The organism is Streptomyces puniciscabiei, from assembly GCF_006715785.1.
In the GTDB taxonomy this organism is placed as follows: Bacteria; Actinomycetota; Actinomycetes; order Streptomycetales; family Streptomycetaceae; genus Streptomyces; species Streptomyces puniciscabiei.
Map to the genome: position 1 here is coordinate 2,292,733 of NZ_VFNX01000001.1, position 22,320 is coordinate 2,315,052.

The following is a 22,320-nucleotide window of genomic DNA, read 5'->3' on the forward strand; positions in this document are numbered from 1 at the left end:
CATCCGCGCCGAAACGAGCAGCGCGCGTCCGGCGGGCCGACGTACGCACCGCCCGCCGCAGCGCCACCCGGAACTCGTACGCCCGGGGCGCGGACCGCCCGGCCGTGAGGGTCCCGCGCCTCACCGCGCGGCGCCGACCACGGGTGTTCATGAAGTGGATCTCCGTCGGCCCGGTCGGGCGCCCGGCCGGCCGACCGCCTGCCGCGCGGCTCCCCGGGTGTGACCGGGTCCACGCCGCGAGGGCCCGTCACGACCGCTGCCACGGGCAACCGGAACACCCGTCAAGGTGTTTCACCGGCACCCGACCTCCTCCGGTGAAAGGGGACCTGGACCGGGCCCGGGGCCTGCCGGGCCGGACGGCCGCGCGCACCACGCCCCCGCAGGGGCGATCGTCCACCCGGCGCACCGGCGCCAGGACAGGTGCGGGCGCCGGAGCCGGGCAGGGCACGCCGGTACGGCGGCGGAGCCGCAGGGCACTTGCGCGCACGCGCGCGTGCCGCCGAGACACACCGGTACGGCCAGGGACCGACGGCCAGGACCGACGGCTTCGACCCCGGTACCGACGGCCACGACCGCCGTACCGACGGCGCCGCCCCAGGCCGCCCTCGTCCAGGCCCGCGCAGGGCCGGGACACGGCGCCCGGACGCCTCGGCCCGAGGGCTGCCCGAAAGGGCCGGTGAGACGTCCCGCTGCTGCCGTGGGAGGCGGACACACGTCCGGCTCCGGGTGTGATGCCCGGCGCCGGGCGGGCCCCGCCTGCCCCGCAGGGCTGGGCACTGTCTACCGGACCAGTCCCCAGCGGAAGCCGAGCGCCACCGCGTGGGCCCGGTCCGAGGCGCCGAGCTTCTTGAACAGGCGCCGCGCGTGCGTCTTGACGGTGTCCTCGGACAGGAAGAGCTCGCGACCGATCTCGGCGTTGGACCGGCCGTGGCTCATGCCCTCCAGCACCTGGATCTCGCGCGCGGTGAGCGTGGGCGCGGCGCCCATCTCGGCCGAGCGGAGCCGACGCGGGGCCAGCCGCCAGGTCGGGTCGGCGAGGGCCTGCGTCACCGTGGCGCGCAGCTCCGCGCGTGAGGCGTCCTTGTGCAGGTAGCCCCGGGCACCGGCGGCGACCGCGAGGGCCACGCCGTCCAGGTCCTCGGCGACGGTGAGCATGATGATGCGCGCGCCTGGGTCGGCGGACAGCAGACGGCGCACGGTTTCCACGCCGCCCAGGCCGGGCATGCGCACGTCCATCAGGATGAGGTCGGAGCGGTCGGCGCCCCAGCGGCGGAGGACTTCCTCGCCGTTGGCCGCCGTCGTCACGCGCTCGACACCGGGCACGGTCGCGACCGCGCGGCGGAGCGCCTCTCGGGCAAGCGGGGAGTCGTCGCAGACGAGGACGGATGTCATGACCGCCCTCCGCAGCTGATGCGCGTCACCTTGAGCCTCCAGGCTGGTACGGAATCGTCACCTGTGCGGTCGACCGCCTCGGACGCCTGCCCGAGCGCTTGTGTTTTCAACCGCCTCCGCACTCTCAACGACGGTCACTCGAAAGAGTTACGGGGCTACGTGCCGTCTTCGGCACTCTACGTGAGGGGCTCGACACGGGGCAGACACGCACAACAGACCCTCAACTTTTCATCACAACTATGCCCCTTTCGGCCCCTTTTCTTCCCGTTTCACGGTGTCTGAGGCTAGATTCGCAATGAGTCATATTTTCATCTCCTTAGACCGGAGATGTACGGTCGATGGCACCGTATCCGCTCAGAACGGCTACAAGGGGTCACGTAATGGCAGATTTCTCCCGCCTTCCCGGACCGAACGCGGACCTGTGGGACTGGCAGCTGCTGGCTGCCTGCCGCGGCGTGGACAGCTCGCTCTTCTTCCACCCCGAGGGCGAGCGCGGGGCGGCTCGGAGCGCTCGCGAGAACTCGGCCAAGGAGGTCTGCATGAGGTGCCCTGTCCGCGCGGAGTGCGCGGCGCACGCACTGGCGGTACGCGAGCCGTACGGCGTGTGGGGCGGCCTGACCGAGGACGAGCGTGAGGAGTTGATGGGGCGTGCGCGCAACCGTCTGGTGACGGCCTCGGCCGCCGGCGCGGATACCACCCCGAACCATTGAAGGAACGTTTCTGCACCCACCTTCCTCCGGGTGCGCCATTTCCCTCCGCCAGGGCACGCCGCGTCACCACGCGCGTGCCCTTGATTCTGCCGCCGCCCGGGGGCCACGATTCCCCGCCGTACGACCGCGGCCCGGGCGCCCGGCCGCCCTCCGCCCCCTAGCCGCGCCCCGCTGCCCGGGCCAGCTGTTCCAGGGTCGCCGCCACGGCCGGCACCTGGGCCAGGTCGGGGAGGGTGAGGGCGACGATCTCGCGGCGTACCGCGGGTTCCAGCCGTACCGTGCGCACGCCTCTGGGCCGTACCGACTCCACCGCCAGCTGGGGCAGTACGGCGACCCCCAGGCCCGCGCCGACCAGGCCGACCACCGCGGGATAGTCGTCGGTGGCGAAGTCGATGCGCGGGGTGAAACCGGCCCCCTCGCAGACCTCGACCAGCTGGCCGCGACAGCGCGGGCAGCCCGCGATCCAGGGCTCCTGAGCCAGCTCGCCGATGGCGACGCTCTCCGCGCGCGCGAGCCGGTGCCGCTCGGGCACCAGCGCCACCAGGCGGTCCATCAGCAGGCGCCGTACGACCAGGTCGTCCCACTCCTCGGCGACCGCCGCCCCCTCGTAGCGGAAGGCCAGGGCCAGGTCGCAGTCGCCCTCGCGGAGCAGCTCCACCGACCTCGGGGGCTCGGCCTCCTCCAGGGAGACGCGGGTGCCGGGGTGGGCGGCGCGCAGGGCGGCCAGGGCGGTGGGGACCAGGGTGGAGCTTCCGCTGGGGAAGGAGACCAGCCGGACCCGGCCGGCACGCAGGCCCGCGATGGCGGCGACCTCCTCCTCGGCCGCGGTGAGCCCCGCGAGGATGCCGGAGGCGTGCCTGACCAGGGCCTCCCCGGCCTGGGTCAGCCGCATCTCGCGGCCGCTGCGGACCAGCAGCGGAGTGCCGACCGAGGTCTCCAGTGCCTTCATCTGCTGGCTGACGGCGGGCTGGGTGCAGCCCAGTTCGCGCCCCGCCGCCGAGAAGGAGCCGGTGGCGGCGACGGCGCGCAGGACACGGAGATGACGGGCCTCGATCACCCCTTGAGCATAAGGGCAGCTTGGGGATGGTGCGCGATATTCGCTCGACGCTTTGAGGTGTGGTCCCGTACCGTGCGGTCATGAAGCTCCTCTCGGTCAATCTGGGCCGTCCGCAGCCGGTGCCGTACACGGACCAGGCGGACGGCGTGACAGGCATCGACAAGAAGCCGGCCGACGGGCCGGTGCGGGTGGCGGCGCCGGGCCCCAAGGGCGTCGGTGCGAGCGGGCTGGCCGGTGACGCGGTGTGCGACCTGCGGCATCACGGCGGGGACGAGCAGGCGGTGTACGCCTTCGCGCGCGAGGACCTGGACGAGTGGGAGCGCGAACTCGGCCGACCGTTGGCCAACGGCTGCTTCGGGGAGAACCTGACGACGGACGGGGTGGACGTCTCCGGGGCGCTGATCGGCGAGCGCTGGCGGATCGGTTCCGGGCTGGTCCTCGAGGTGACCTCGGGTCGGATCCCGTGCCGTACGTTCCAGGGCCATCTGGGCGAACGGGGCTGGGTCAGGAGGTTCACACAGAAGGGCGCAACCGGTGCCTACCTCCGGGTGATCGAACCGGGTGAGATACGGGCGGGCGATCCGATCGAGATCGTGCACCGGCCGGACCACGGCGTGACGGCAGCGCTGCAGTTCCGCGCGGTCACCACCGAGCGCGAGCTGCTGCCGCGACTGCTCGCGGCGGGCGAGGCCCTGCACTCGGAGTCCCTGAGGCGGGCTCGCAAGTACGTGGAGGAACAGCCGGGCTGATCAGCCGTCAGCCGAATCCGACGGCGAACTGACCGGACCGGGGGGCCGGGCCGGGAGGGGTGGGGCCGGGCGCTGACGGGCCGGGGGGCTGAGCAGGCCGGGGGCTGGCGGCCGGGGAGCTGGCGGGTCGGGGGGCTGAGCGGGCCGACCGTGTCGACCAGGCCGGGCAGGCCAACCGAGCCGGGCAGGCCAACCGGGACAGCCGGGCTGAACAGGCCAAGCAGGCTGATCGGGCCGACCGGAAGGTCGGCTGGAAGGTCGGCTGGAAGGCGGTGCCCAGGAGATGGTCGGCCGGGAGGCGGGCAGCCGGGAGGCGGTCGTCCGAGAAACGGGCAGCCGGAAGACGGCCCCTGCAAGGCGGGCAGCCGCAAGACGTGCAGCCACAAGGCGGGCAGCCGCAAGACGTGCAGCCACAAGGCGGGCGATCGGCAGGTGGACAACCGGAAGACGGGCGACCGGAAGACGGTCAGCCGCGCGGTCGAGCGGGAGGCGGACAGCCGCAAGACGGGCGTACGGAAGACGGCCCCGCAAGGCAGGCAGCCGGAAGACGGCCTCCGCAAGGCGGGCAGCCGCAAGGCGGGCGACCGGAAGACGGGCAGACGCGCGGTCGACCGGGAGGCGGACAGCCGCAAGGCGGGTGACTGAGAGGCGGGCAGCCGCAAGGCAGGCAGCCGCAAGGCAGGCAGCCGCAAGGCGGGCGACCGGAAGGCGGTCAGCTGCAAGGCGGTCGTCCGAGAGGCGGTCGTCCGAGAGGCGGGCAGCCGGAAGACGGTCATCCGGAAGGCAGGCAACCACAAGGCGGTCGACCGGCAGGCGGTCAGCCACAAGACGGGCAGCCGGAAGACGGTCATCCGGAAGACGGTCATCCGGAAGACGGCCCCCGCAGGGTGGTCGGCCGCCAGACGGTCGGCCGGAAGAAGGGCAGCCACAAGGCGGGCAGCCGGAAGACGGTCAGCCGCAAGGCGGTCGACCGAGAGGCGGGCAGCCGGAAGACGGTCATCCGGAAGACGGCCCCGCAACGCAGGCAGCCCCAAGGCAGGCAGCCCCGAGGCAAACAGCCGGCAGGCGGGCAGCCGCAAAGTGGGCGGCCTTGTGCGGGTTTGGGTTCGCTGTGGGGGGCCGGCCCTGCGAGGGCCGCGTTCGCAGGGCCGCGGGGGCCGTCGTACCGGGACACGCGGCGGCCAACTCCCTTGGTCGAGGGGAGCGGACGCGGGCGCTCCGGGTCAATACCCTTGGGCCATGACAACGGCTCTGATTACGGGATCGACCGCGGGGATCGGTGCCGCGTTCGCGCGGCGGCTGGCGGCTGACGGGCACGACCTCGTCCTGGTGGCACGGGACACCAGGAGGCTGCGCGAACAGGCGACCGAACTGCACGACCGGCACGGCATCGAGGTGGAGGTGCTGACCGCCGACCTGTCCGAGGACAAGGGCATCGAGACGGTGGCCGACCGCCTCGGCGACCGGAAGAACCCGGTCGACCTGCTGGTCAACAACGCCGGCTTCGGCAACAAGGGCCGCTATCTGGAGGTCCCCATGACCGACGAGCTCAGGATGCTCAAGGTGCACTGCGAGGCGGTGCTCCGGCTGACCTCGGCGGCGACCGAGGCGATGCGCGAGCGGGGCCGGGGCGGAGTCGTCAACGTCGCCTCCGTGGCCGCCTTCGTCCCCCGGGGCACCTACGGCGCTTCCAAGGCCTGGGTCGTGCAGTTCACGCAGGGCGCGGCCAAGGACCTGGCCGGCAGCGGTGTCCGCCTGATGGCCCTGTGCCCCGGATTCGTGCGCACCGAGTTCCACCAGCGGGCCGGGATGGGCACGGACAACATCCCCGGCTGGATGTGGCTGGACGCCGACAAAGTGGTCGCGGCGGCCCTGTCCGACCTGGCCCGCGGCAAGTCCCTGTCGATCCCCGATCCCCGCTACAAGGCGCTGATGGGCCTGGTCAAGGTCACCCCGCGGGGGCTGCTGGGCGGAGTCACTTCGAAGACGGGGCGGAAGTACGGGCCCCAGTAGGCTCCCGGCCGGCGACACGGACAGGCCGGACACCCGTCCGGAGCACGTCCGCCGTGAGCCGCCCGGCCTGACCGGCGTCCGTTGTCGTACCGGCGAATCCGCGGGAGCGAGGTACTCGCACCGTCGGCCGGCGCGACCGCGGCCTCGTCGTTGTGTGCTCCGACGCGTGCCGTCACGAAGCGGGCCGTCACGAAGCACCGCGCGATGCGTACGCCTTTCGGCGGGTGGAGCACGCACCTGACCATCGGCTCGGCCAACTCCTGCAGTCGGGCGGCCGGTTCGCGCGGAGTGCGCGACGGGCCCGGCCAGGGTGAGCCGAGCATGGCGGCGGCGCCGGTGGCGCGGTCGTGATCGCCGGTGACGGCGACCGGCCCCGTCCCGCTCCCTCGTCCCACTCCCCCGTGCCGGAAGAACCCCAGCGGGACGTAAGTGGCGTACAAGAATAAAATGGGCGTGACGATCTCTGCCGGCCTGGGAGGCGGCGTCATGACCTTCGTACAGCTCATCGAGTGCAGGACGAGCCGGCTGGACGAGATGAACCGGCTCATGGACGACTGGGTCGCGCAGACCAAGGGGAAACGGACGGCGACGCACGCGCTGGTCGGCAAGGACCGGTCGGACGCGTCGCACATCGTCGAAGTGGTGGAGTTCCCGTCGTACGACGAGGCGGTGCGGAACTCGAAGCTCCCGGAGACCGACAGGATCTTCCAGGAGCTGGTCGCGCTGTGCGAAGAGACGCCGACGTTCACCGACCTGGACGTCGTGCGGGACGAGCGGCTGGCCGAGGACACCGTGCGGCGGTTCTACGAGACTCTCGCGACCGCGGGTGAACTGCCGCCCCTCAACGACCTGCTGGACGAGGACATCCACAGCCACGATCCGGTGAACCCGCAGGACACCATCGGCCTGGACAACGTCCGCGCGGAGTACCGGATGTGGCGCGGCGCCTTCGACTTCACGTTCACGCTCGAGGACGTGCTCACCCAGGACGACCGGGCCTGCGCACGCTGGACCTGGAACGCCACGCACAAGGGCGACTTCCTGGGGATCCCGCCGACCGGGAGGAAGGTCACCATGACCGGGACGACGCTGTTCCGCTTCGGTGACAACGGCAAGATCGCCGAGACCTGGTGGCAGGAGGACCAGCTGGGGCTGATGCAACAGCTGGGCGCGCTGGACGAGTTGGAGCAGTAGGAGGCTTCTTCACCGGCCCGGGCAGGCAGAAGGCCCGGCACCCCCGAGGGCGCCGGGCCTTACGCAGTGAGCTGCCTCAGTGGGCGTGGCCGTGGCCGTGGCCCGCGGCGGCCGGCTCTTCCTCTTCCTTCTTCTCGACGACCAGGGTCTCGGTCGTGAGCAGCAGGGAGGCGATGGAGGCGGCGTTCTCCAGGGCCGAGCGGGTGACCTTCACCGGGTCGATGACGCCGGCCTTGACCAGGTCGCCGTACTCGCCGGTGGCGGCGTTGTAGCCCTGACCCTTCTCCAGGTCCTTGACCTTGGAGACGATGACGTAGCCCTCCTGGCCGGCGTTCTCGCCGATCCAGCGCAGCGGCTCGACCACGGCGTTGCGGACGACCGCGACACCGGTGGCCTCGTCGCCGGCCTTGTCGAGGTTGCCCTCGAGGACCTTGGAGGCGTGGACCAGGGCGGAGCCACCACCGGAGACGATGCCCTCCTCGACCGCGGCGCGGGTCGCGGAGATGGCGTCCTCCAGACGGTGCTTCTTCTCCTTCAGCTCCACCTCGGTGGCGGCGCCGACCTTGATCACGCACACGCCGCCGGCCAGCTTCGCGAGGCGCTCCTGGAGCTTCTCGCGGTCCCAGTCGGAGTCGGTGTTCTCGATCTCGGCCTTGATCTGGGCGACGCGGCCCGTCAGGTCCTCCTGCTTGCCGGCACCCTCGACGATGGTCGTGTCGTCCTTGGTGACGGTGACGCGGCGGGCGGAGCCGAGCACGTCCAGGCCGACCTGGTCGAGCTTGAGGCCGACCTCCTCGGAGATGACGGTGGCGCCGGTGAGGATCGCCATGTCCTGCAGCATCGCCTTGCGGCGGTCACCGAAGCCGGGAGCCTTCACCGCGACGGCGTTGAAGGTGCCGCGGATCTTGTTGACGACCAGGGTCGACAGGGCCTCGCCCTCGACGTCCTCGGCGATGATCAGCAGCGGCTTGGAGGAGCCGGCCTGGATGACCTTCTCCAGCAGCGGCAGCAGGTCCTGGATGGAGGAGATCTTGCCCTGGTTGATGAGGATGTACGGGTCCTCCAGGACGGCCTCCATGCGCTCCTGGTCCGTCACGAAGTACGGCGACAGGTAGCCCTTGTCGAAGGCCATGCCCTCGGTGAAGTCGAGCTCCAGACCGAAGGTGTTGGACTCCTCGACGGTGATGACACCGTCCTTGCCGACCTTGTCCATCGCCTCGGCGATGAGCTCGCCGACCTGCTGGTCCTGGGCGGACAGCGCGGCGACGGCGGCGATGTCGGACTTCTCGTCGATCGGGCGGGCCGAGGCGAGCAGCTCGTCGGAGACGGCCTTGACGGCGGCGTCGATGCCCTTCTTCAGGGCGGCCGGGGAGGCACCGGCGGCGACGTTCTTCAGGCCCTCGCGGACCAGCGCCTGGGCGAGCACGGTGGCGGTGGTGGTGCCGTCACCCGCGATGTCGTTGGTCTTGGTCGCCACCTCCTTCACCAGCTGCGCGCCGAGGTTCTCGTACGGGTCCTCGATCTCGACCTCGCGGGCGATCGTGACACCGTCGTTGGTGATGGTGGGGGCGCCGAACTTCTTGTCGATGACGACGTTGCGGCCCTTGGGGCCGATCGTCACCTTCACCGTGTCGGCCAGCTTGTTGACGCCGCGCTCGAGGGCGCGACGGGCGTCCTCGTCGAACTTCAGGATCTTCGCCATGACAGCGGGAGCCCTCTCGGAAATCTTATGGGTGGTAAGCAACTGCGCCCCGGGCGCCCGGCTTCGTTATCGGTCGCGGGGGCCAGGGGCGCAGCTCAAAAGCAATGAATTGCTTCGAGGTGGTCTTACTTCTCGATGATCGCGAGCACGTCGCGAGCCGAGAGGACGAGGTACTCCTCGCCGTTGTACTTCACCTCGGTGCCGCCGTACTTGCTGTACAGGACGACGTCGCCGACCTTGACGTCGAGCGGAAGGCGCTCGCCGTTCTCGAACCGGCCCGGGCCCACGGCGAGGACGGCGCCCTCCTGGGGCTTCTCCTTCGCGGTGTCCGGGATGACCAGGCCAGAGGCCGTGGTCTGCTCGGCGTCCAGCGGCTGGACCACGATGCGGTCCTCGAGCGGCTTGATGGCAACCTTGGAGCTGGCGGTCGTCACGATCCGACCTCCCCCTTCGGAGATCTCACGGGGTTAACTGTCTGAGGTGGCGACCAGGTCGATCCGTCGTCGCGGGTGCCGGACCTGCCCGTCGCTTTGTTGGCACTCTCACCTGCGGAGTGCCAGAGCCGAGACTATGACCGGGGTTAGCACTCGGTCAAGCGGAGTGCCAATGCCGTGCGGCGCGTCGGCCGGATCTTTGCCGGCGCCTGGGTTGTTCGGTGGCCCTGAGTTGCCCCGCCGCCCTGGGGGCTGCCGCCCCCGGACCCCCGCTGTCGGGCCTGGCGGCCCTCGCCCTCGAACGCCGGACGGGCTGGTTCTTGCCGACCCTCGCTGAAACACCGGCAAACCGAAAGTCCTACAGGTAATCCTCCAGCCGCCCCACCGTCAGCCCCCTCTGCTGCACCCTCCGCAGCACCCGCGCCGTACGTTCCCTGAGGCTCGGGCCCGTCGTCTCGTCCGGGCCGACCAGGATGACGTCGCCGGGGCGGAGGTGGTGTTCGCCGTGGGTGTAGACCAGGTCGGTCGGGGTCATCGCGGCGCGCCAGAGGACGACCGTGGAGATGCCGCAGCCGGCCGCCGCGCGCAGGGTGGTGTGGTCGTACGAGCCGTACGGCGGGCGGAAGAGGCGGGCGGTGAGGCCGAGGCGGGATCTGAGCCGGTCCTGCTGGCCGCAGATCTCGGCGCGCTGCCCGGCGTACGGCAGTCCGGCGAGCGCGCGGTGGTCGAGGGTGTGGTTCTGGATGCCGGCGCCGAGCCGGTGCAGGCGGGCGAAGTGGCCGTAGGCGGGGCCGGCGACGCTGTCGGTGAGGAACATGCTGACCGGGAGCCGGAGTTCGCGGACCATGTCGACGAAGCGGGGGTCCTGGTCGGCGCCGTCGTCGTAGGTGAGGAAGACGACCCGGTCGTGGGTGGGGACGTGGTCCACGACGCGGGGCAGGGTGCGGCCGCCGGTCTGCGGGGTGAGGGCGAGGGCGTGGGCGGCGGGCTGCGGCGGGCGGGCGAGGGGCTCGGTCAGGCCCCAGCGGCGGTAGGTCTGGTCGGGGGCGGCCCCGTGCGGGCGCACCCCCTCGGCGGCCTTCTTGCCGAGGCGTTCGATGGGGTCGACGGACTGGGCGCAGCCGCTGAGGAGCAGGGCCGAGGCGAGGAGCGCACCGAGGTACCGGCCCGGGCGGCGCCGCTCGGAGCCCGCTCTGCGGTACCCCGCCCCCGGCCTCACAGGTAGTCCTCCAGGCGGGCCACGGCGTAGCCCTCACGGGTGACCTTGTTCAGGAAGCGGCGCATGTCGTCGACCATCGTGCCGTTCCAGTCGGAGCGGCCGCGGAAGTGGGTGAGGACGATGTCGCCGCGGCGCATCTTCTGGTCGTCCTCGCGGTACTCCCAGTGGTCGACGTAGACCTCCTCGTTCCAGATCGGCGCGTACTTGATGCCGCAGGCCTTGGCGGCGCGCAGGGTGTCCTGGTTGTAGTTGCCGTAGGGCGGGCGGAAGACCGTCGGACGCTTGCCGAACTGCTTCTCCATGATGTCCTGCATGCCGCAGATCTCGTCCTTCTGCTCCTCGTAGGACAGGCCCGGCAGGTAGGGGTGGGTCAGCGTGTGGTTGTTCAGGGTGTGGCCGTAGGACTGCATCCTGCGGAAGTAGCCGTAGTCGTCCTTGACCAGGTAGTTGCTGAGGAAGGCGGTGTAGGGGATCTTCAGGTCCTGCATCATCCGCAGGAACTTCGGGTCCTTCTCCGAGCCGTCGTCGATGGTAAGGAAGACGATCTTCCGCTTGGTGGGGATCGTGGTGAAGACGGGCGGCAGGTCCCAGTCCTCCTGGTGGCCGACCTCGAATCCGGCCCGCGCGGTGATCTCCGGTTTCGTCCTGGGGGGCGGGGGTGGCGTCAGTGGGACCCGGTCGAGGCCCCAGCGCCGGGCCGCGGCGACGAGGCGGGCGTGTTCGGCGGCCTGGCGGTCCTGGGGACTCAGGACGTGCACGGGGCCCTGAGCGGGCGTGGGGCGGGTCGTCGTGCGGGAGGAGCCGACACAGCTGGACAAAAGGGCGCAGCAGGCCAGCGCGGCGGCTCCGAAGCCGATGAACCGACGCCCACACCGGGCCCAATTTTTATCGTTTTGTACGACTACTCGCATGGTCTCGGATACTCCCAGCCCGGAGCCCGCCCCCCGGGCCGACACCGCCGCCGGAAGGCGCACGATCCACCGACTGGCCCACAATGACCCGGTGAACGACCTCGCTCTCCTCCTCACCCCCGAAGGCCGTGCCCTCCTCGACGAGGTCCGCGACACCGCCCCGGCCGACGAGCTCGCCGTCGCCACCCGGCTGCGCCGGGACCACCCCGCCGAGCTGGTGTCGGCCGCGCTCGGCCAGGCCCGGCTGCGGCAGCGGGCGGCGGCGAAGTTCGGGGCGGCGGACGCGGGGCGGATGTTCTTCACGCCGAACGGGGTCGAGCAGTCGACGCGGGCGAGCGTCGCCGCCCACCGGGCCGAGCGGTTCAGGAGCCTCGGCGTGACCTCGGTCGCCGACCTGTGCTGCGGGATCGGCGGGGACGCGATCGCGTTCGCCCGGGCGGGGATCCGGGTGCTGGCCGTGGACCGGGATCCGGTGACCGCCGCCGTGGCGCGGGCGAACGCCGACGTGCTGGGCCTGGGCGAGTTGATCGAGGTGCGGGAGGCGGACGTCACGGAGGTGGACACGGGCGGTTACGACGCCGTGTTCGTGGACCCCGCCCGGCGGGGCGGTCGCGGCAGGGTCTTCGACCCCGAGGCGTACTCCCCGCCCCTGTCCTGGGCCATCGGGGCCGCCCGCCGGGCACCCCGCGCGGCGCTGAAGGTGGCGCCCGGCATTCCGCACGAGGCCGTGCCCGGCGACGCCGAGGCCGAGTGGATCTCGGACGGCGGGGACGTCAAGGAGGCGGTGTTGTGGTTCGGCACCGAACCGGGCGCGGTGCGCGCCACCCTGCTGCCCGGCCCGCGCACGCTCCTCGGCAAGGGGCTGCCCGACCCGGATGTCCGCCCGGTGGGACGCTATCTGTACGAGCCCGACGGCGCCGTCATCCGCGCCCATCTGGTCGCCGAGGTGGCCGAGCAGCTGGACGGCGGGCTGATCGACCCCACCATCGCCTATGTCACCGCCGACGAACCGCGCCCCACGGCCTACGCCTCGGCCTACGAGATCACCGACCAACTCCCCTTCAATGTCAAGAAGTTGAAGGCGCTGCTGCGGGAGCGCGAGGTCGGCACACTGACCGTGAAGAAGCGCGGGTCGGCCGTCGAGCCGGAGGAACTGCGCAAGAAGGTCAAGCCGCAGGGGCCGAACTCCGCGACCGTGTTCCTGACCCGGGTGGCGGGGGCACCGACGATGCTGATCGGGGCGCCCGCGACCCCTCAGTGACCGGGAGACCCCTCAGTGCCCGGGAAGGGACCGGATTCTCGACAGCAACAGCTCCCGTTCCCGCTCGTTGCACGCCAGGCCCGCCGCTCGTTCGAACTCCGCCCTGGCCTCCGTCGTACGGCCGAGGCGGGCCAGCAGGTCGCCGCGGACGCTGGGGAGGAGGTGGTAGTCGCGCAGGGTGGGTTCGGCGGTCAGGGCGTCCACCAGCTCGAGGGCCTCGGCGGGGCCGTCGGCCATCGACACGGCGACCGCGCGGTTCAGCTCCACCACCGGGGACGGGGCGCGGGCGGCCAGCAGGGCGTACAGCGTGGCGATGGTGCGCCAGTCGGTGTCCTCGTACGTGTACGCGTGCGCGTGGCACGCCGCGATGGCCGCCTGGAGGGCGTACGGGCCCGGCGGCCCGGTCGCCGCGGCGCCGGCCCGGTCGAGGGCATGGACACCGCGGGCGATGAGCATGCGGTTCCAGCGGCGGCGGTTCTGGTCCTTCAGCAGCACCGGCTCGCCCTCCGGCCCGGTGCGGGCGGCCGTGCGGGAGGCCTGGAACTCCAGCAGCGCGGTCAGGCCGTGCACCTCCGGCTCCTTGGGCATCAGCGCGGACAGGACGCGGGCCAGACGCAGCGCGTCCTCGCACAGGCCCGGACGCAGCAGGTCGGCGCCGGCGGTGGCCGCGTACCCCTCGTTGAAGATCAGGTAGATGACGTCCAGGACGGAGCCGAGGCGGGCCTCGCGGTCGGGGCCGTACGGCACTTCGAAGGCCACGTTCCTCGTGGCGAGGGTCCGCTTCGCCCGTACGATGCGCTGGGCGATCGTCGGCTCCGGGACCAGGTAGGCGCGGGCGATCTCGGCCGTGGTCAGGCCGCCGAGCAGGCGCAGGGTGAGCGCGGTGCGCGCCTCGGGGGACAGCACCGGGTGGCAGGCGGTGAAGACGAGGCGGAGCAGGTCGTCGTCGATGTCCTCGGGGTCGGCGGGGTCCTCGAACGGCGTCGTCTCCGAGAGGTCGCGGCCGATCTCCGCGAGCTTGCGGGCGTAGGTCTCGCGGCGCCGGATCAGGTCGACGGCGCGGTGCCGGGCGGTGGCCATGAGCCAGGCGCCCGGGTTGTCGGGCACGCCGTCACGCGGCCATTGCTCCAGGGCGGCGACCAGCGCGTCCTGCGCCAGTTCCTCGGCGATGCCGACGTCCCGGACGATCCGGGCGACACCGGCGATGACCCGGGGCGACTCCAGGCGGTAGACGGTCTCGATGGCGTGGGCCGGGGAGGGCTGTGGCGGGGTGGGCCGTGGTTCTTCCACAGCCCACCATGCAACACCCTGCAAGGGCCCGGCGCCAGAAGACTCAGGCCTCGGCGATCTCCCGGACCTCACAGGTCACGGTCCAGTACTCCTCGTGGGTCTGCAGGAACCGCTTGGTCCACTCGATCGCCTCGTCCATGTCCTTGCACTGCATGAGCGCGTAGCCGCCGACGACCTCCTTGGACTCGGTGAACGGCCCGTCCGTGACGGCGAGCCTGCCGCCCTCCCAGCGGACCCGCTTGCCCTGGGCGTGCGGGGTGAGACCGGCGGTGTCGAGCATGACGCCGGCCTTGGTGATCTCCTCGATCAGGGCGCCCATCCGCTTCATCAGCTCGGGGCTGGGGCCCTCGGGCGGAGCGGTGGTCTCGTCGACGCGTACGAGCGACAGATAGCGGGGCATGGTGACTCCTTGCGGCACGGGCGGCGGGGCCTCTCCCCGCCGCTCACCCATGCGTCGAACCGGAGACACCCGGATCGACACGCTCACCGGAGTTTTTTCCGATGCCCCCCGCTCCCTCACCTCGAAACGGTTCTCAGCGCAGGGACGCCCACAGCTCGCTCGCCGCGGGTTCCTCGGCGATCACCCGGTTGGGGTCGGAGGGGGCGGTGACGACGGGCATCATCACCGTCTTCACGCGGTCGGCGGTCAGGCCCTTCAGGCTCTGGCCGAGCCGCATCAGCTCGCCCAGGGAGTCCAGGCCGGTGTCGGTGGTGAGGCTCGCGGTGACCGCGTCGGCGACCCGGTACAGCTTGGCGGGGTCGGTGAGCAGGTCGGTGGCGGCCATCTGTCGCAACAGGTCCTTGACCAGCATCTGCTGCAGCCCTATGCGGCCGAGGTCGCTGCCGTCGCCTATGCCGTGCCGGGTGCGGGCGAGCGCGAGGGCCTGGGTGCCGTTCAGGTGGTGGGCGCCGGCCTTGAGGTGCAGATGGCTGTAGTCGTCGTCGATGTCCTTCGTGGTGGTGACGTCGACCCCGCCGAGCGCGTCCACCAGCCTGGCGAAACCGGAGAAGTCGATCTCCATGTAGTGGTCCATGCGGACGTCCGTGACCGACTCCACGGTCTTCACCGCGCACACCGGCCCGCCCAGCTCGTACGCGGTGTTGAACATCGCGCCGTGGGCCACCGCCGTCGAGCCGCCGGAGGCGAGCGGGCAGGACGGGCGGGTGACGAGGGTGTCGCGCGGGATGCTGACGACGGTGGCCTTCGTGCGGCCCGCGTCGATGTGCACGACCATCGCCGTGTCCGAGCGGGCGCCGGAGCTGTCGCCGCCGCCGAGCTCCTGGTTGGCCTGGCCGCTGCGCGAGTCCGAGCCGAGGACCAGGATGTTCAGGGATCCGGTCGGCAGCGGGGAGGCGGCGGCCGAGGGGGTGACCACCGCTCTGGCCGGCCGGTCGTCGCCCAGTGCGCTGTTGATGTCGACGCTCTTGATGTTGTTGTTCAGATGCCAGTACGCGTAGCCCGCCAGCGCCGCGCCCAGTACCAGGGCACCCGCCAGGGTGAGGCCGACGGCCTTCAGCGCTCTCGACCGTCGGCCCACCCGTCTGCCGGCGTCGCGTTGCTCCTCTTGTCGCGTCACGACAGGAACGTAAGTCCGAATTATTAGGGGACTGTTAGCAGAACTTGTGAACGCCGGATTTCTTGGGAGATTCTCATGCAGCGGCTCAGCCCTGCGTCACCGTGGGGACCGTGGCGTGGCCGGCGAAGCCAGGGATGCGAGCGGTAAGCCGATCGGGGCTCCGAAAGTTTCGGTCGAGGAACCGATTGGCTTCGGAGGAGTGTGGGGGCGCTCCCCCACCCGTCAACAGGTCACCTTCCTGTCAACGCCGTCACCCGGCCACGGCCACGGGCGCCGCGGTGCTGCTGCGGACGACGAGGCTGGTCGCCAGCTCCACCCGGGTCGCCGTCCGCTCCTCCGGCTCGCGCCCCAGCTCCAGCACCAGGCGGGCCGCCGCCTCGGCCATCTCGGTCAGCGGCTGCCGTACGGTCGTCAGCGGCGGGCCGACCCAGCGGGCCACCGGCAGATCGTCGAAGCCGACGACGCTGAGGTCCTCCGGGATGCGCAGCCCCAGCTCACGGGCGGCCTCGTACAGGCCGAGCGCCTGCAGGTCGTTGCCCGCGAAGACGGCCGTCGGCCGGTCGGGGCGGCGCAGCAGCTCCAGGCCCAGGCGGTAGCCGGCGTCGTGGTGGAAGTCGCCGGCCACGATCAGCGAGGGGTCGACGGGCAGGCCGGCCGTCTCCAGGGCGGCGCGGTAGCCGTCGACGCGCGCCCGGCTGCACATCATCCGGGACGGGCCGCTGATCGCGCCGATGCGGGTGTGGCCGAGCTCGACCAGATGGCGGGTGGCGGCGAGTCCGCCCTGCCAGTTGGTGGCGCCGATGGACGGCACGTCCGGGCCCGGGTCGCCGGCCGGGTCCATCACCACGAACGGGATGGAGCGGCTGGTCAGCAGCGCCCGCTGGGACTCGTCGAGCCCGGACAGCACCAGCACCACGCCGTGCGGACGGCGCGCGGCCACCTGGTCGGCCCAGGTCCGGCCGGGGGTGAGCCGGCCGGCCGACTCGGACAGCACCACGCTCAGCCCGGCGTCCCGGGCCACGTTCTCCACGCCCCGGATGACCTCCAGCGCCCAGGCGCTCTCCAGCTCGTGGAAGACCAGGTCGAGCAGCGGGGAGCGGGACGCCTCGGCGCGGCGGCGGCGGTAGCCGTGGGCGCGCAGCAGCTCCTCGACCCGGGTGCGGGTCGCGGGCGCCACGTCGGCACGGCCGTTGAGCACCTTCGAAACAGTCGGAGCCGACACCCCGGCCTCACGGGCGATCTCGGCGAGGGTCGCCGTCTGCGCTTCTGCGGACTTCGAAGGCTTCATGCCCGCGATCGTATCGTCGCGGGCCCCCTTGACGAAGGCCCGCGCGCGCCATAGGTTCCCCGGAACATTCGATATCTTCTCCGAAACATTCGAGAACATTCGTGAGCGACAGTCAGAGTGACGGGAGTTCCATGACCACCGCTCCTTGGCGCGACCCCACCCTGCCCGCCGACGCCCGCGTGTCCGACCTGCTCGCCCGGATGACCCTTCAGGAGAAGGCCGCCCAGCTGTACGGCGTGTGGGTGGGTGCCGCCACGGACGGCGACGGGGTCGCCCCCCTGCAGCGCGAGATGACCGCCGACGTCGACTGGGACGAGCTGATCAGCCACGGCCTCGGCCAGCTGACCCGCTCCTTCGGCACCGCCCCCGTCGACCCGGCGCTCGGCGCACAGGCCCTGGCCCGCGCCCAGCGCCGGATCGCCGCCGCCGGCCGCTTCGGCATCCCGGCCGTCGCCCACGAGGAGTGCCTGGCCGGTTTCACCGCCTGGCGCGCGACGGCCTACCCGGTGCCGCTGGCCTGGGGGGCGGCCTTCGACCCGGCGCTGGTGGCCCGGATGGGCCGGCGCATCGGCCTCGACCTGCGCGCCTCCGGCGTCCACCAGGGCCTCGCCCCCGTCCTGGACGTGGTCCGCGACCCGCGCTGGGGACGGGTCGAGGAAACCATCGGCGAGGACCCGTACCTGGTCGGCACCATCGGCACGGCCTACGTACGGGGCCTGGAGTCGGCCGGGGTCGTCGCCACGCTCAAGCACTTCGCCGGGTACGCGTCCTCGGCCGGCGCCCGGAACCTGGCGCCGGTGCGGGCGGGCGTACGGGAGTTCGCGGACGTCACCCTTCCCCCCTTCGAGATGGCGCTGCGCGAGGGCGGGGCCCGCTCGGTGATGGCGGCCTACACCGAGACCGACGGCGTGCCCGCCTCCGCCGACCCGCGCCTGCTGACCGGGCTGCTGCGCGAGGAGTGGGGCTTCACCGGCACGGTGGTCGCCGACTACTTCGGCATCGGGTTCCTCCAGACCCTGCACCGGGTGGCGGCGGACGAGGAGGAGGCGGCGCACCGGGCGCTGGCGGCGGGCATCGACGTCGAGCTGCCGACCGTGAAGTGCTACGGCACCCCGCTCGTCACCGCCGTGCGCGAGGGCCGCATCCCTCAGGCGCTGGTGGACCGGGCGGCCCGGCGTGTGCTGCTGCAGAAGTGCGAGCTGGGCCTGCTCGATCCGGACTGGCGGCCGGAGCCGGAGGGCCCGGTGGACCTGGACTCGGCGGAGAACCGGGCCGTGGCCCGGCGGCTGGCCGAGGAGTCGGTGGTCCTGCTGGACAACCCCGACGGGCTGCTGCCCCTGGCCCCCGACGCCCGGATCGCGGTGGTCGGGCCGCGCGCGGCGGACGCGCTCGCCATGCTCGGCTGCTACTCCTTCCCCTCCCATGTCCTCACCCACCACCCCGAGGTCCCGCTCGGCATCGAGATCCCCACGGTCCTGGACGCCCTGCGCGCCGAACTCCCGGACGCCAAGGTCACGTTCGCTTCAGGCTGCGGCGTCCTGGACCCGGACACGGCCGGCTTCGAGGAGGCGGTGGCCCGGGCGGCGGAGGCGGACGTGTGCGTGGCGGTGCTCGGCGACCGGGCGGGACTGTTCGGCCGGGGCACCTCCGGCGAGGGCTGTGACGTGGCTGATCTCCAACTGCCGGGTGTACAGGCGGAGTTGCTGGACCGGCTGGTGGCGACCGGCGTCCCGGTGGTGCTGGTCCTGCTCACCGGGCGGCCGTACGCCCTGGGCCGCTGGCACGGCCGGCTCGGCGCGGTCGTCCAGGCCTTCTTCCCCGGCGAGGAGGGAGGACCCGCGGTGGCCGGGGTGCTGTCCGGCCGGGTGAACCCCTCCGGGCACCTCCCGGTGAGCGTGCCGCGCGTGCCCGGCGGCCAGCCCTGGACCTATCTCCAGCCCCCGCTGGGCCTGGCCGGCGAGGTCAGCAACCTGGACCCGACCCCGCTGTACCCGTTCGGGCACGGCCTCTCCTACACGACGTTCGCCTGGGAGGACGTCCACGCCCCCGAGGCCGGGATCCCGACCGACGGCTCCTGCGACCTCTCCCTCACCGTCCGCAACACCGGCGACCGCGCCGGGGCCGAGGTGGTCCAGCTGTATCTGCACGACCCGGTGGCGAGCGTGACCCGGCCCGACGTACGGCTGATCGGGTACCAGCGGGTGGAGCTGGACCCGGGCGCGTCCCGCCGCCTCACCTTCCGCTTCCACGCCGACCTGTCCTCCTTCACGGACCGCACGGGCGCACGGGTGGTGGAGCCGGGCGCGCTGGAGCTGCGGCTGGCCGCGTCGAGCACGGAGGTACGGCACCGGGTGCGGCTACGGCTGACGGGGCCGGTCCGGGTGGTCGGCCCGGAGCGGCGACTGCGGTGCGATGTGGAGGTGTCCCAGGGAACCGATTGAACGTCAGGGGCCGGGTGGAACGTATTGAGCCACGGCGGAAGCACACCGAACGCGCTTCCGCAAGACCCCTGACACGGGCGTTCAGGATGCTTTCAGGTTGCCCCTGACAGGGTCGTTGATCACCTGACACCCCCACACAGGAGCACCACTTGACGCTCTCGACGACACCCTCCACGACGAAGTCCGTCATGAAGAAACTGCCCGAGGTCACCCTCGCTTTCTGGATCATGAAGATCGCGGCGACGACCCTGGGCGAGACCGCGGGCGACCTGTTCGCCCAGACCCTCAAGCTGGGCTACTTCCTCACCACCGTCGCCCTGTTCCTGGTCTTCGTGGTGACGCTGGTGGTCCAGCTGCGCTCCGCGCGCTACAACCCGTTCTTCTACTGGACCGTGATCCTGTCGACCTCCATGGCCGGCACCACCATGTCCGACTTCATGAACCGGGACGCCAGCGCCAAGTACCTTTCGAACGGCGCGACGAAGCTGGGCTGGGGCCCGCAGGGTCTCGGCCTCGGCTACCCGGAGGGCGCCGCGATCCTGATCTCGATCCTGCTGCTGATCTTCCTCGGCTGGAAGCTGAGCGGGATGACCTTCCAGATCACCGAGATCGTCACCTTCCGGGGCGAGGCCCTGTTCTGGTCGGCGATCCTGGTCTCCAACACCCTCGGCACCTCGATGGGCGACTTCCTGTCCGACAGCTCGGGTCTGGGCTATCTGGGCGGCGCTGCCCTGGTGACCGGCGTGCTGCTCGTCCTGGTCGCCCTGATGAAGGTCCCGGCGGTGCCGAACGTCCTGCTCTTCTGGATCGCGTTCGTGCTGACCCGCCCGCTCGGCGCCACGGCCGGCGACCTCCTCACCAAGCCGGTCGCCAAGGGCGGCCTGGACCTCGGCACGGCCGGTTCTTCGGCGGTGCTGCTCGCGGTGCTGTTCGGCCTGATGGGGTACGCCCAGGTCAAGGAGCGGCGGGCGGCCACGGCCCGGGAGTTCGCGGCCGTCGAGACGGAGGCGGGCCGGCGGCAGGAGGAGGCGCGCCGGTAACGCGAAACCCCGCCTCCGGGAGATCCGGGGGCGGGGTTCCTGTGGAGCGCCGGGCAGGCCTTGCACCTGCATCTCCCCGCAGGAAGCGGGGCGTCTTTCCTTGGACCACCAACGCACTGCGTCCGAGTCGTCTTCCGACTTCCGGGTTCCGGCCGTTCGCTGTGTGATGATCATAGCCCAGGTCGGGGGGATCTTGGCAACTCAGCCGTCCGCGACCGGCTCGAACCGCCAGCGGTGCACGGCCCGCGTCACCAACTCGTCCGCCGGCTCGGGCAGTTCGGGCAGTGCGGCGTCGTACGGCGCGTCCCACCAGGTGATGACCAGCACCCGGTCCTGCGGCGCACGGAAGGTCTCGCGCCTGAGCGGCTCCTCCGTCAGGCGCTGTCCGCGCACCCAGGCCAGCAGCTCCTCGCCCCGGCCCGCGGCGGCCCGGGCCTCCCACATCAGCGCGACGGTCACGAGTACAGGTTCTCCTTGCTGACCTCGTGCACATGGTCGTGGTTGCCCGGCACGTGCGGGTCCGTGACCGGCAGGGAGGAGTCGGCGGACAGGTCCCAGCCGGAGGCGGCCCGGTTGCGTGCGACCATCTCGGCGCCGAGCGCGGCGACCATCGCGCCGTTGTCCGTGCACAGCTTGGGGCGCGGCACGCGCAGCCGGATGCCGGCCGCCTCGCAGCGCTCCTCGGCGAGCGCGCGCAGCCGGGAGTTGGCCGCGACACCGCCGCCGATCATCAGGTGGTCGACGCCCTCGTCCTTGCAGGCGCGGACGGCCTTGCGGGTCAGGACGTCCACGACGGCCTCCTGGAAGGAGGCGGCCACGTCCCGCACCGGGACCTCCTCACCGGCCGCGCGCCTGGCCTCGATCCAGCGGGCCACGGCCGTCTTCAGGCCGGAGAAGGAGAAGTCGTAGGCGGGGTCGCGCGGGCCGGTCAGGCCGCGCGGGAAGGCGATCGCCTCCGGGTCGCCCTCGCGCGCGTAGCGGTCGATGACCGGGCCGCCGGGGAAGCCCAGGTTCAGCACCCGGGCGATCTTGTCGAAGGCCTCGCCGGCCGCGTCGTCGATCGTCGAGCCCATCGGGCGGACGTCGGAGGTGATGTCCGCGGACAGCAGCAGGGAGGAGTGCCCGCCGGAGACCAGCAGGGCCATCGTCGGCTCGGGCAGCGGGCCGTGCTCCAGCTGGTCGACGCAGATGTGCGAGGCGAGGTGGTTGACGCCGTACAGGGGCTTGCCGAGGGCGTAGGCGTACGCCTTGGCCGCCGAGACGCCGACGAGCAGGGCGCCCGCGAGACCGGGACCGGCGGTGACGGCGATGCCGTCGAGGTCCTTGGCGCTGACCCCCGCCTCCTTCAGCGCACGGTCGATGGTCGGGACCATCGCCTCCAGGTGCGCCCGGGACGCCACCTCCGGCACGACACCGCCGAAGCGGGCGTGCTCGTCCACGCTGGAGGCGACGGCGTCCGCCAGCAGGGTGGTGCCGCGGACGATGCCGACGCCGGTCTCGTCGCAGGAGGTCTCGATGCCGAGGACGAGAGGTTCGTCAGTCATTGATCTCGGTTCCTTGTGCTGATGGACCCGCGGCGGAGCCGCTGTCGGGTTCTGTCGTCAGGCGCATGACCAGGGCGTCCACGTTGCCCGGCTGGTAGTAGCCGCGTCTGAAGCCGATGGGCTCGAAGCCGAAGCGCTCGTAGAGCTTCTGGGCGCGGACGTTGTCGACCCGGCATTCGAGCATCACCTCGTGGCACTCGAACGCGGTCGCCGCCCGCAGCAGCTCGGCCAGCAGCCGCGCGCCGAGGCCGGTGCCCTGGTGGTCCCGCGCCACGGCGATGGTCTGGACATCGCCCTGCTCACCGGCGGCGACCAGTCCGGCGTAGCCGACGATCCGGCCGTCGGTCTCGGCCACGAGATAACGCCGGGTCGCCTCGGCGCCCCGGGAGTGCGCCAGCTCGGACCAGAACATGCCCCGGGACCAGGCGTCCTCGGGGAACAGGTCCTTCTCCAGCTCCAGGACCGGGTCGATGTCCCACCAGCGCATCTCGCGCAGTC

At 71.9% G+C, this 22,320-nt stretch carries 21 protein-coding genes and 1 pseudogene; 9 read left to right on the forward strand and 13 right to left on the reverse strand.

The window, feature by feature from the left end:
* Nucleotides 1–780: 780 nt before the first annotated feature.
* Nucleotides 781–1,392, reverse strand: coding sequence for a response regulator transcription factor (locus FB563_RS10250; RefSeq protein WP_003948568.1), 612 nt, complete (start codon nt 1,390–1,392; stop codon nt 781–783).
* Between the two features lie 380 nt (nt 1,393–1,772).
* Between FB563_RS10250 and FB563_RS10255 the strand changes: the two genes are divergently transcribed.
* Entirely contained in the window at nt 1,773–2,102 is a 330-nt protein-coding gene (locus tag FB563_RS10255) for a WhiB family transcriptional regulator (protein WP_055708666.1), read from the forward strand.
* Between the two features lie 157 nt (nt 2,103–2,259).
* Here the strand turns inward: FB563_RS10255 and FB563_RS10260 are convergent, their stop codons facing one another.
* Complete coding sequence (locus FB563_RS10260; protein WP_055708665.1) at nt 2,260–3,159, reverse strand: LysR family transcriptional regulator; 900 nt, start codon at nt 3,157–3,159, stop codon at nt 2,260–2,262.
* Nucleotides 3,160–3,239: 80 nt separating this feature from the next.
* Here FB563_RS10260 and FB563_RS10265 point away from each other — a divergent pair, with 80 nt between their 5' ends.
* From FB563_RS10265 to FB563_RS10285, 5 genes and pseudogenes are all read left to right on the forward strand, one after another.
* A complete protein-coding gene (locus FB563_RS10265) occupies nt 3,240–3,908 on the forward strand; it encodes an MOSC domain-containing protein (RefSeq protein ID WP_055708673.1) in 669 nt (222 codons plus the stop codon).
* Between the two features lie 432 nt (nt 3,909–4,340).
* Nucleotides 4,341–4,553, forward strand: coding sequence for a hypothetical protein (locus FB563_RS10270; protein WP_142218611.1), 213 nt, complete (start codon nt 4,341–4,343; stop codon nt 4,551–4,553).
* Between the two features lie 21 nt (nt 4,554–4,574).
* Nucleotides 4,575–4,955, forward strand: a pseudogene (locus tag FB563_RS45440) (histone H1-like repetitive region-containing protein); the annotation flags it as partial.
* A 192-nt stretch (nt 4,956–5,147) separates the two neighbouring features.
* Complete coding sequence (locus FB563_RS10280; protein ID WP_055709055.1) at nt 5,148–5,921, forward strand: SDR family NAD(P)-dependent oxidoreductase; 774 nt, start codon at nt 5,148–5,150, stop codon at nt 5,919–5,921.
* A 486-nt stretch (nt 5,922–6,407) separates the two neighbouring features.
* Nucleotides 6,408–7,115: an ester cyclase gene (locus FB563_RS10285; RefSeq protein ID WP_055709057.1), complete on the forward strand. Its 708-nt coding sequence runs from the start codon at nt 6,408–6,410 to the stop codon at nt 7,113–7,115.
* Nucleotides 7,116–7,191: 76 nt separating this feature from the next.
* Here FB563_RS10285 and groL read toward each other — a convergent pair whose 3' ends face one another.
* The 4 genes from groL to FB563_RS10305 all read right to left on the reverse strand — a co-directional run bounded on the left by groL (nt 7,192) and on the right by FB563_RS10305 (nt 11,381).
* Nucleotides 7,192–8,817, reverse strand: a complete 1,626-nt coding sequence (gene groL / locus FB563_RS10290; protein WP_055709056.1) for a chaperonin GroEL — start codon at nt 8,815–8,817, stop codon at nt 7,192–7,194.
* Nucleotides 8,818–8,942: 125 nt separating this feature from the next.
* A complete protein-coding gene (groES, locus tag FB563_RS10295) occupies nt 8,943–9,251 on the reverse strand; it encodes a co-chaperone GroES (RefSeq protein WP_039652762.1) in 309 nt (102 codons plus the stop codon).
* Between the two features lie 358 nt (nt 9,252–9,609).
* Nucleotides 9,610–10,386 (reverse strand): polysaccharide deacetylase family protein, encoded by a 777-nt coding sequence (locus tag FB563_RS10300; RefSeq protein WP_244329046.1) that lies wholly within the window; start codon nt 10,384–10,386, stop codon nt 9,610–9,612.
* Nucleotides 10,387–10,466: 80 nt separating this feature from the next.
* Nucleotides 10,467–11,381, reverse strand: coding sequence for a polysaccharide deacetylase family protein (locus FB563_RS10305; protein ID WP_055708845.1), 915 nt, complete (start codon nt 11,379–11,381; stop codon nt 10,467–10,469).
* A 91-nt stretch (nt 11,382–11,472) separates the two neighbouring features.
* Between FB563_RS10305 and FB563_RS10310 the strand changes: the two genes are divergently transcribed.
* Nucleotides 11,473–12,642: a class I SAM-dependent methyltransferase gene (locus FB563_RS10310; protein WP_055708846.1), complete on the forward strand. Its 1,170-nt coding sequence runs from the start codon at nt 11,473–11,475 to the stop codon at nt 12,640–12,642.
* A gap of 12 nt (nt 12,643–12,654) precedes the next feature.
* On the opposite strand, the gene FB563_RS10315 is transcribed toward FB563_RS10310, so the two are convergent.
* The 4 genes from FB563_RS10315 to FB563_RS10330 all read right to left on the reverse strand — a co-directional run bounded on the left by FB563_RS10315 (nt 12,655) and on the right by FB563_RS10330 (nt 16,797).
* Entirely contained in the window at nt 12,655–13,932 is a 1,278-nt protein-coding gene (locus FB563_RS10315) for an RNA polymerase sigma factor (RefSeq protein WP_055708847.1), read from the reverse strand.
* Between the two features lie 43 nt (nt 13,933–13,975).
* Nucleotides 13,976–14,332, reverse strand: coding sequence for a YciI family protein (locus FB563_RS10320; RefSeq protein ID WP_055708848.1), 357 nt, complete (start codon nt 14,330–14,332; stop codon nt 13,976–13,978).
* A 133-nt stretch (nt 14,333–14,465) separates the two neighbouring features.
* On the reverse strand, nt 14,466–15,509 hold the full coding sequence (locus FB563_RS10325; protein ID WP_199832957.1) for an LCP family protein: 1,044 nt from the start codon (nt 15,507–15,509) through the stop codon (nt 14,466–14,468).
* A gap of 250 nt (nt 15,510–15,759) precedes the next feature.
* Nucleotides 15,760–16,797, reverse strand: a complete 1,038-nt coding sequence (locus FB563_RS10330) for a LacI family DNA-binding transcriptional regulator (RefSeq protein WP_055708849.1) — start codon at nt 16,795–16,797, stop codon at nt 15,760–15,762.
* Between the two features lie 131 nt (nt 16,798–16,928).
* On the opposite strand from FB563_RS10330, the gene FB563_RS10335 reads away from it, so the two are divergent.
* Nucleotides 16,929–19,238 carry a beta-xylosidase/alpha-l-arabinosidase gene (locus FB563_RS10335; protein ID WP_055708850.1) on the forward strand — a complete coding sequence of 770 codons (2,310 nt, stop codon included), beginning with the start codon at nt 16,929–16,931 and terminating at the stop codon, nt 19,236–19,238.
* A gap of 149 nt (nt 19,239–19,387) precedes the next feature.
* Nucleotides 19,388–20,278, forward strand: coding sequence for a COG4705 family protein (locus tag FB563_RS10340; protein WP_234357917.1), 891 nt, complete (start codon nt 19,388–19,390; stop codon nt 20,276–20,278).
* A 201-nt stretch (nt 20,279–20,479) separates the two neighbouring features.
* Here the strand turns inward: FB563_RS10340 and FB563_RS10350 are convergent, their stop codons facing one another.
* The 3 genes from FB563_RS10350 to rimI are packed head-to-tail and all read right to left on the reverse strand — an operon-like array spanning nt 20,480 to nt 22,309.
* On the reverse strand, nt 20,480–20,737 hold the full coding sequence (locus tag FB563_RS10350; RefSeq protein ID WP_055708851.1) for a hypothetical protein: 258 nt from the start codon (nt 20,735–20,737) through the stop codon (nt 20,480–20,482).
* On the reverse strand, nt 20,734–21,822 hold the full coding sequence (gene tsaD / locus FB563_RS10355) for a tRNA (adenosine(37)-N6)-threonylcarbamoyltransferase complex transferase subunit TsaD (protein ID WP_055708852.1): 1,089 nt from the start codon (nt 21,820–21,822) through the stop codon (nt 20,734–20,736). The genes FB563_RS10350 and tsaD overlap by 4 nt, the downstream gene beginning before the upstream one ends.
* Entirely contained in the window at nt 21,815–22,309 is a 495-nt protein-coding gene (rimI, locus tag FB563_RS10360; RefSeq protein ID WP_055708861.1) for a ribosomal protein S18-alanine N-acetyltransferase, read from the reverse strand. The genes tsaD and rimI overlap by 8 nt, the downstream gene beginning before the upstream one ends.
* Between the last annotated feature and the right edge of the window lie 11 nt (nt 22,310–22,320).

What these genes read in the sequence shown, in the direction of transcription:
- FB563_RS10250 (WP_003948568.1), bottom strand. Translation starts at nt 1,392, where the DNA reads ATGACATCCGTCCTCGTCTGCGACGACTCCCCGCTTGCCCGAGAGGCG.
- FB563_RS10255 (WP_055708666.1), top strand. Translation starts at nt 1,773, where the DNA reads ATGGCAGATTTCTCCCGCCTTCCCGGACCGAACGCGGACCTGTGGGAC.
- FB563_RS10265 (WP_055708673.1), top strand. Translation starts at nt 3,240, where the DNA reads ATGAAGCTCCTCTCGGTCAATCTGGGCCGTCCGCAGCCGGTGCCGTAC.
- FB563_RS10280 (WP_055709055.1), top strand. Translation starts at nt 5,148, where the DNA reads ATGACAACGGCTCTGATTACGGGATCGACCGCGGGGATCGGTGCCGCG.
- FB563_RS10285 (WP_055709057.1), top strand. Translation starts at nt 6,408, where the DNA reads ATGACCTTCGTACAGCTCATCGAGTGCAGGACGAGCCGGCTGGACGAG.
- groL (WP_055709056.1), bottom strand. Translation starts at nt 8,817, where the DNA reads ATGGCGAAGATCCTGAAGTTCGACGAGGACGCCCGTCGCGCCCTCGAG.
- FB563_RS10305 (WP_055708845.1), bottom strand. Translation starts at nt 11,381, where the DNA reads ATGCGAGTAGTCGTACAAAACGATAAAAATTGGGCCCGGTGTGGGCGT.
- FB563_RS10320 (WP_055708848.1), bottom strand. Translation starts at nt 14,332, where the DNA reads ATGCCCCGCTATCTGTCGCTCGTACGCGTCGACGAGACCACCGCTCCG.
- FB563_RS10330 (WP_055708849.1), bottom strand. Translation starts at nt 16,797, where the DNA reads ATGAAGCCTTCGAAGTCCGCAGAAGCGCAGACGGCGACCCTCGCCGAG.
- FB563_RS10335 (WP_055708850.1), top strand. Translation starts at nt 16,929, where the DNA reads ATGACCACCGCTCCTTGGCGCGACCCCACCCTGCCCGCCGACGCCCGC.
- tsaD (WP_055708852.1), bottom strand. Translation starts at nt 21,822, where the DNA reads ATGACTGACGAACCTCTCGTCCTCGGCATCGAGACCTCCTGCGACGAG.
- rimI (WP_055708861.1), bottom strand. Translation starts at nt 22,309, where the DNA reads ATGCGCTGGTGGGACATCGACCCGGTCCTGGAGCTGGAGAAGGACCTG.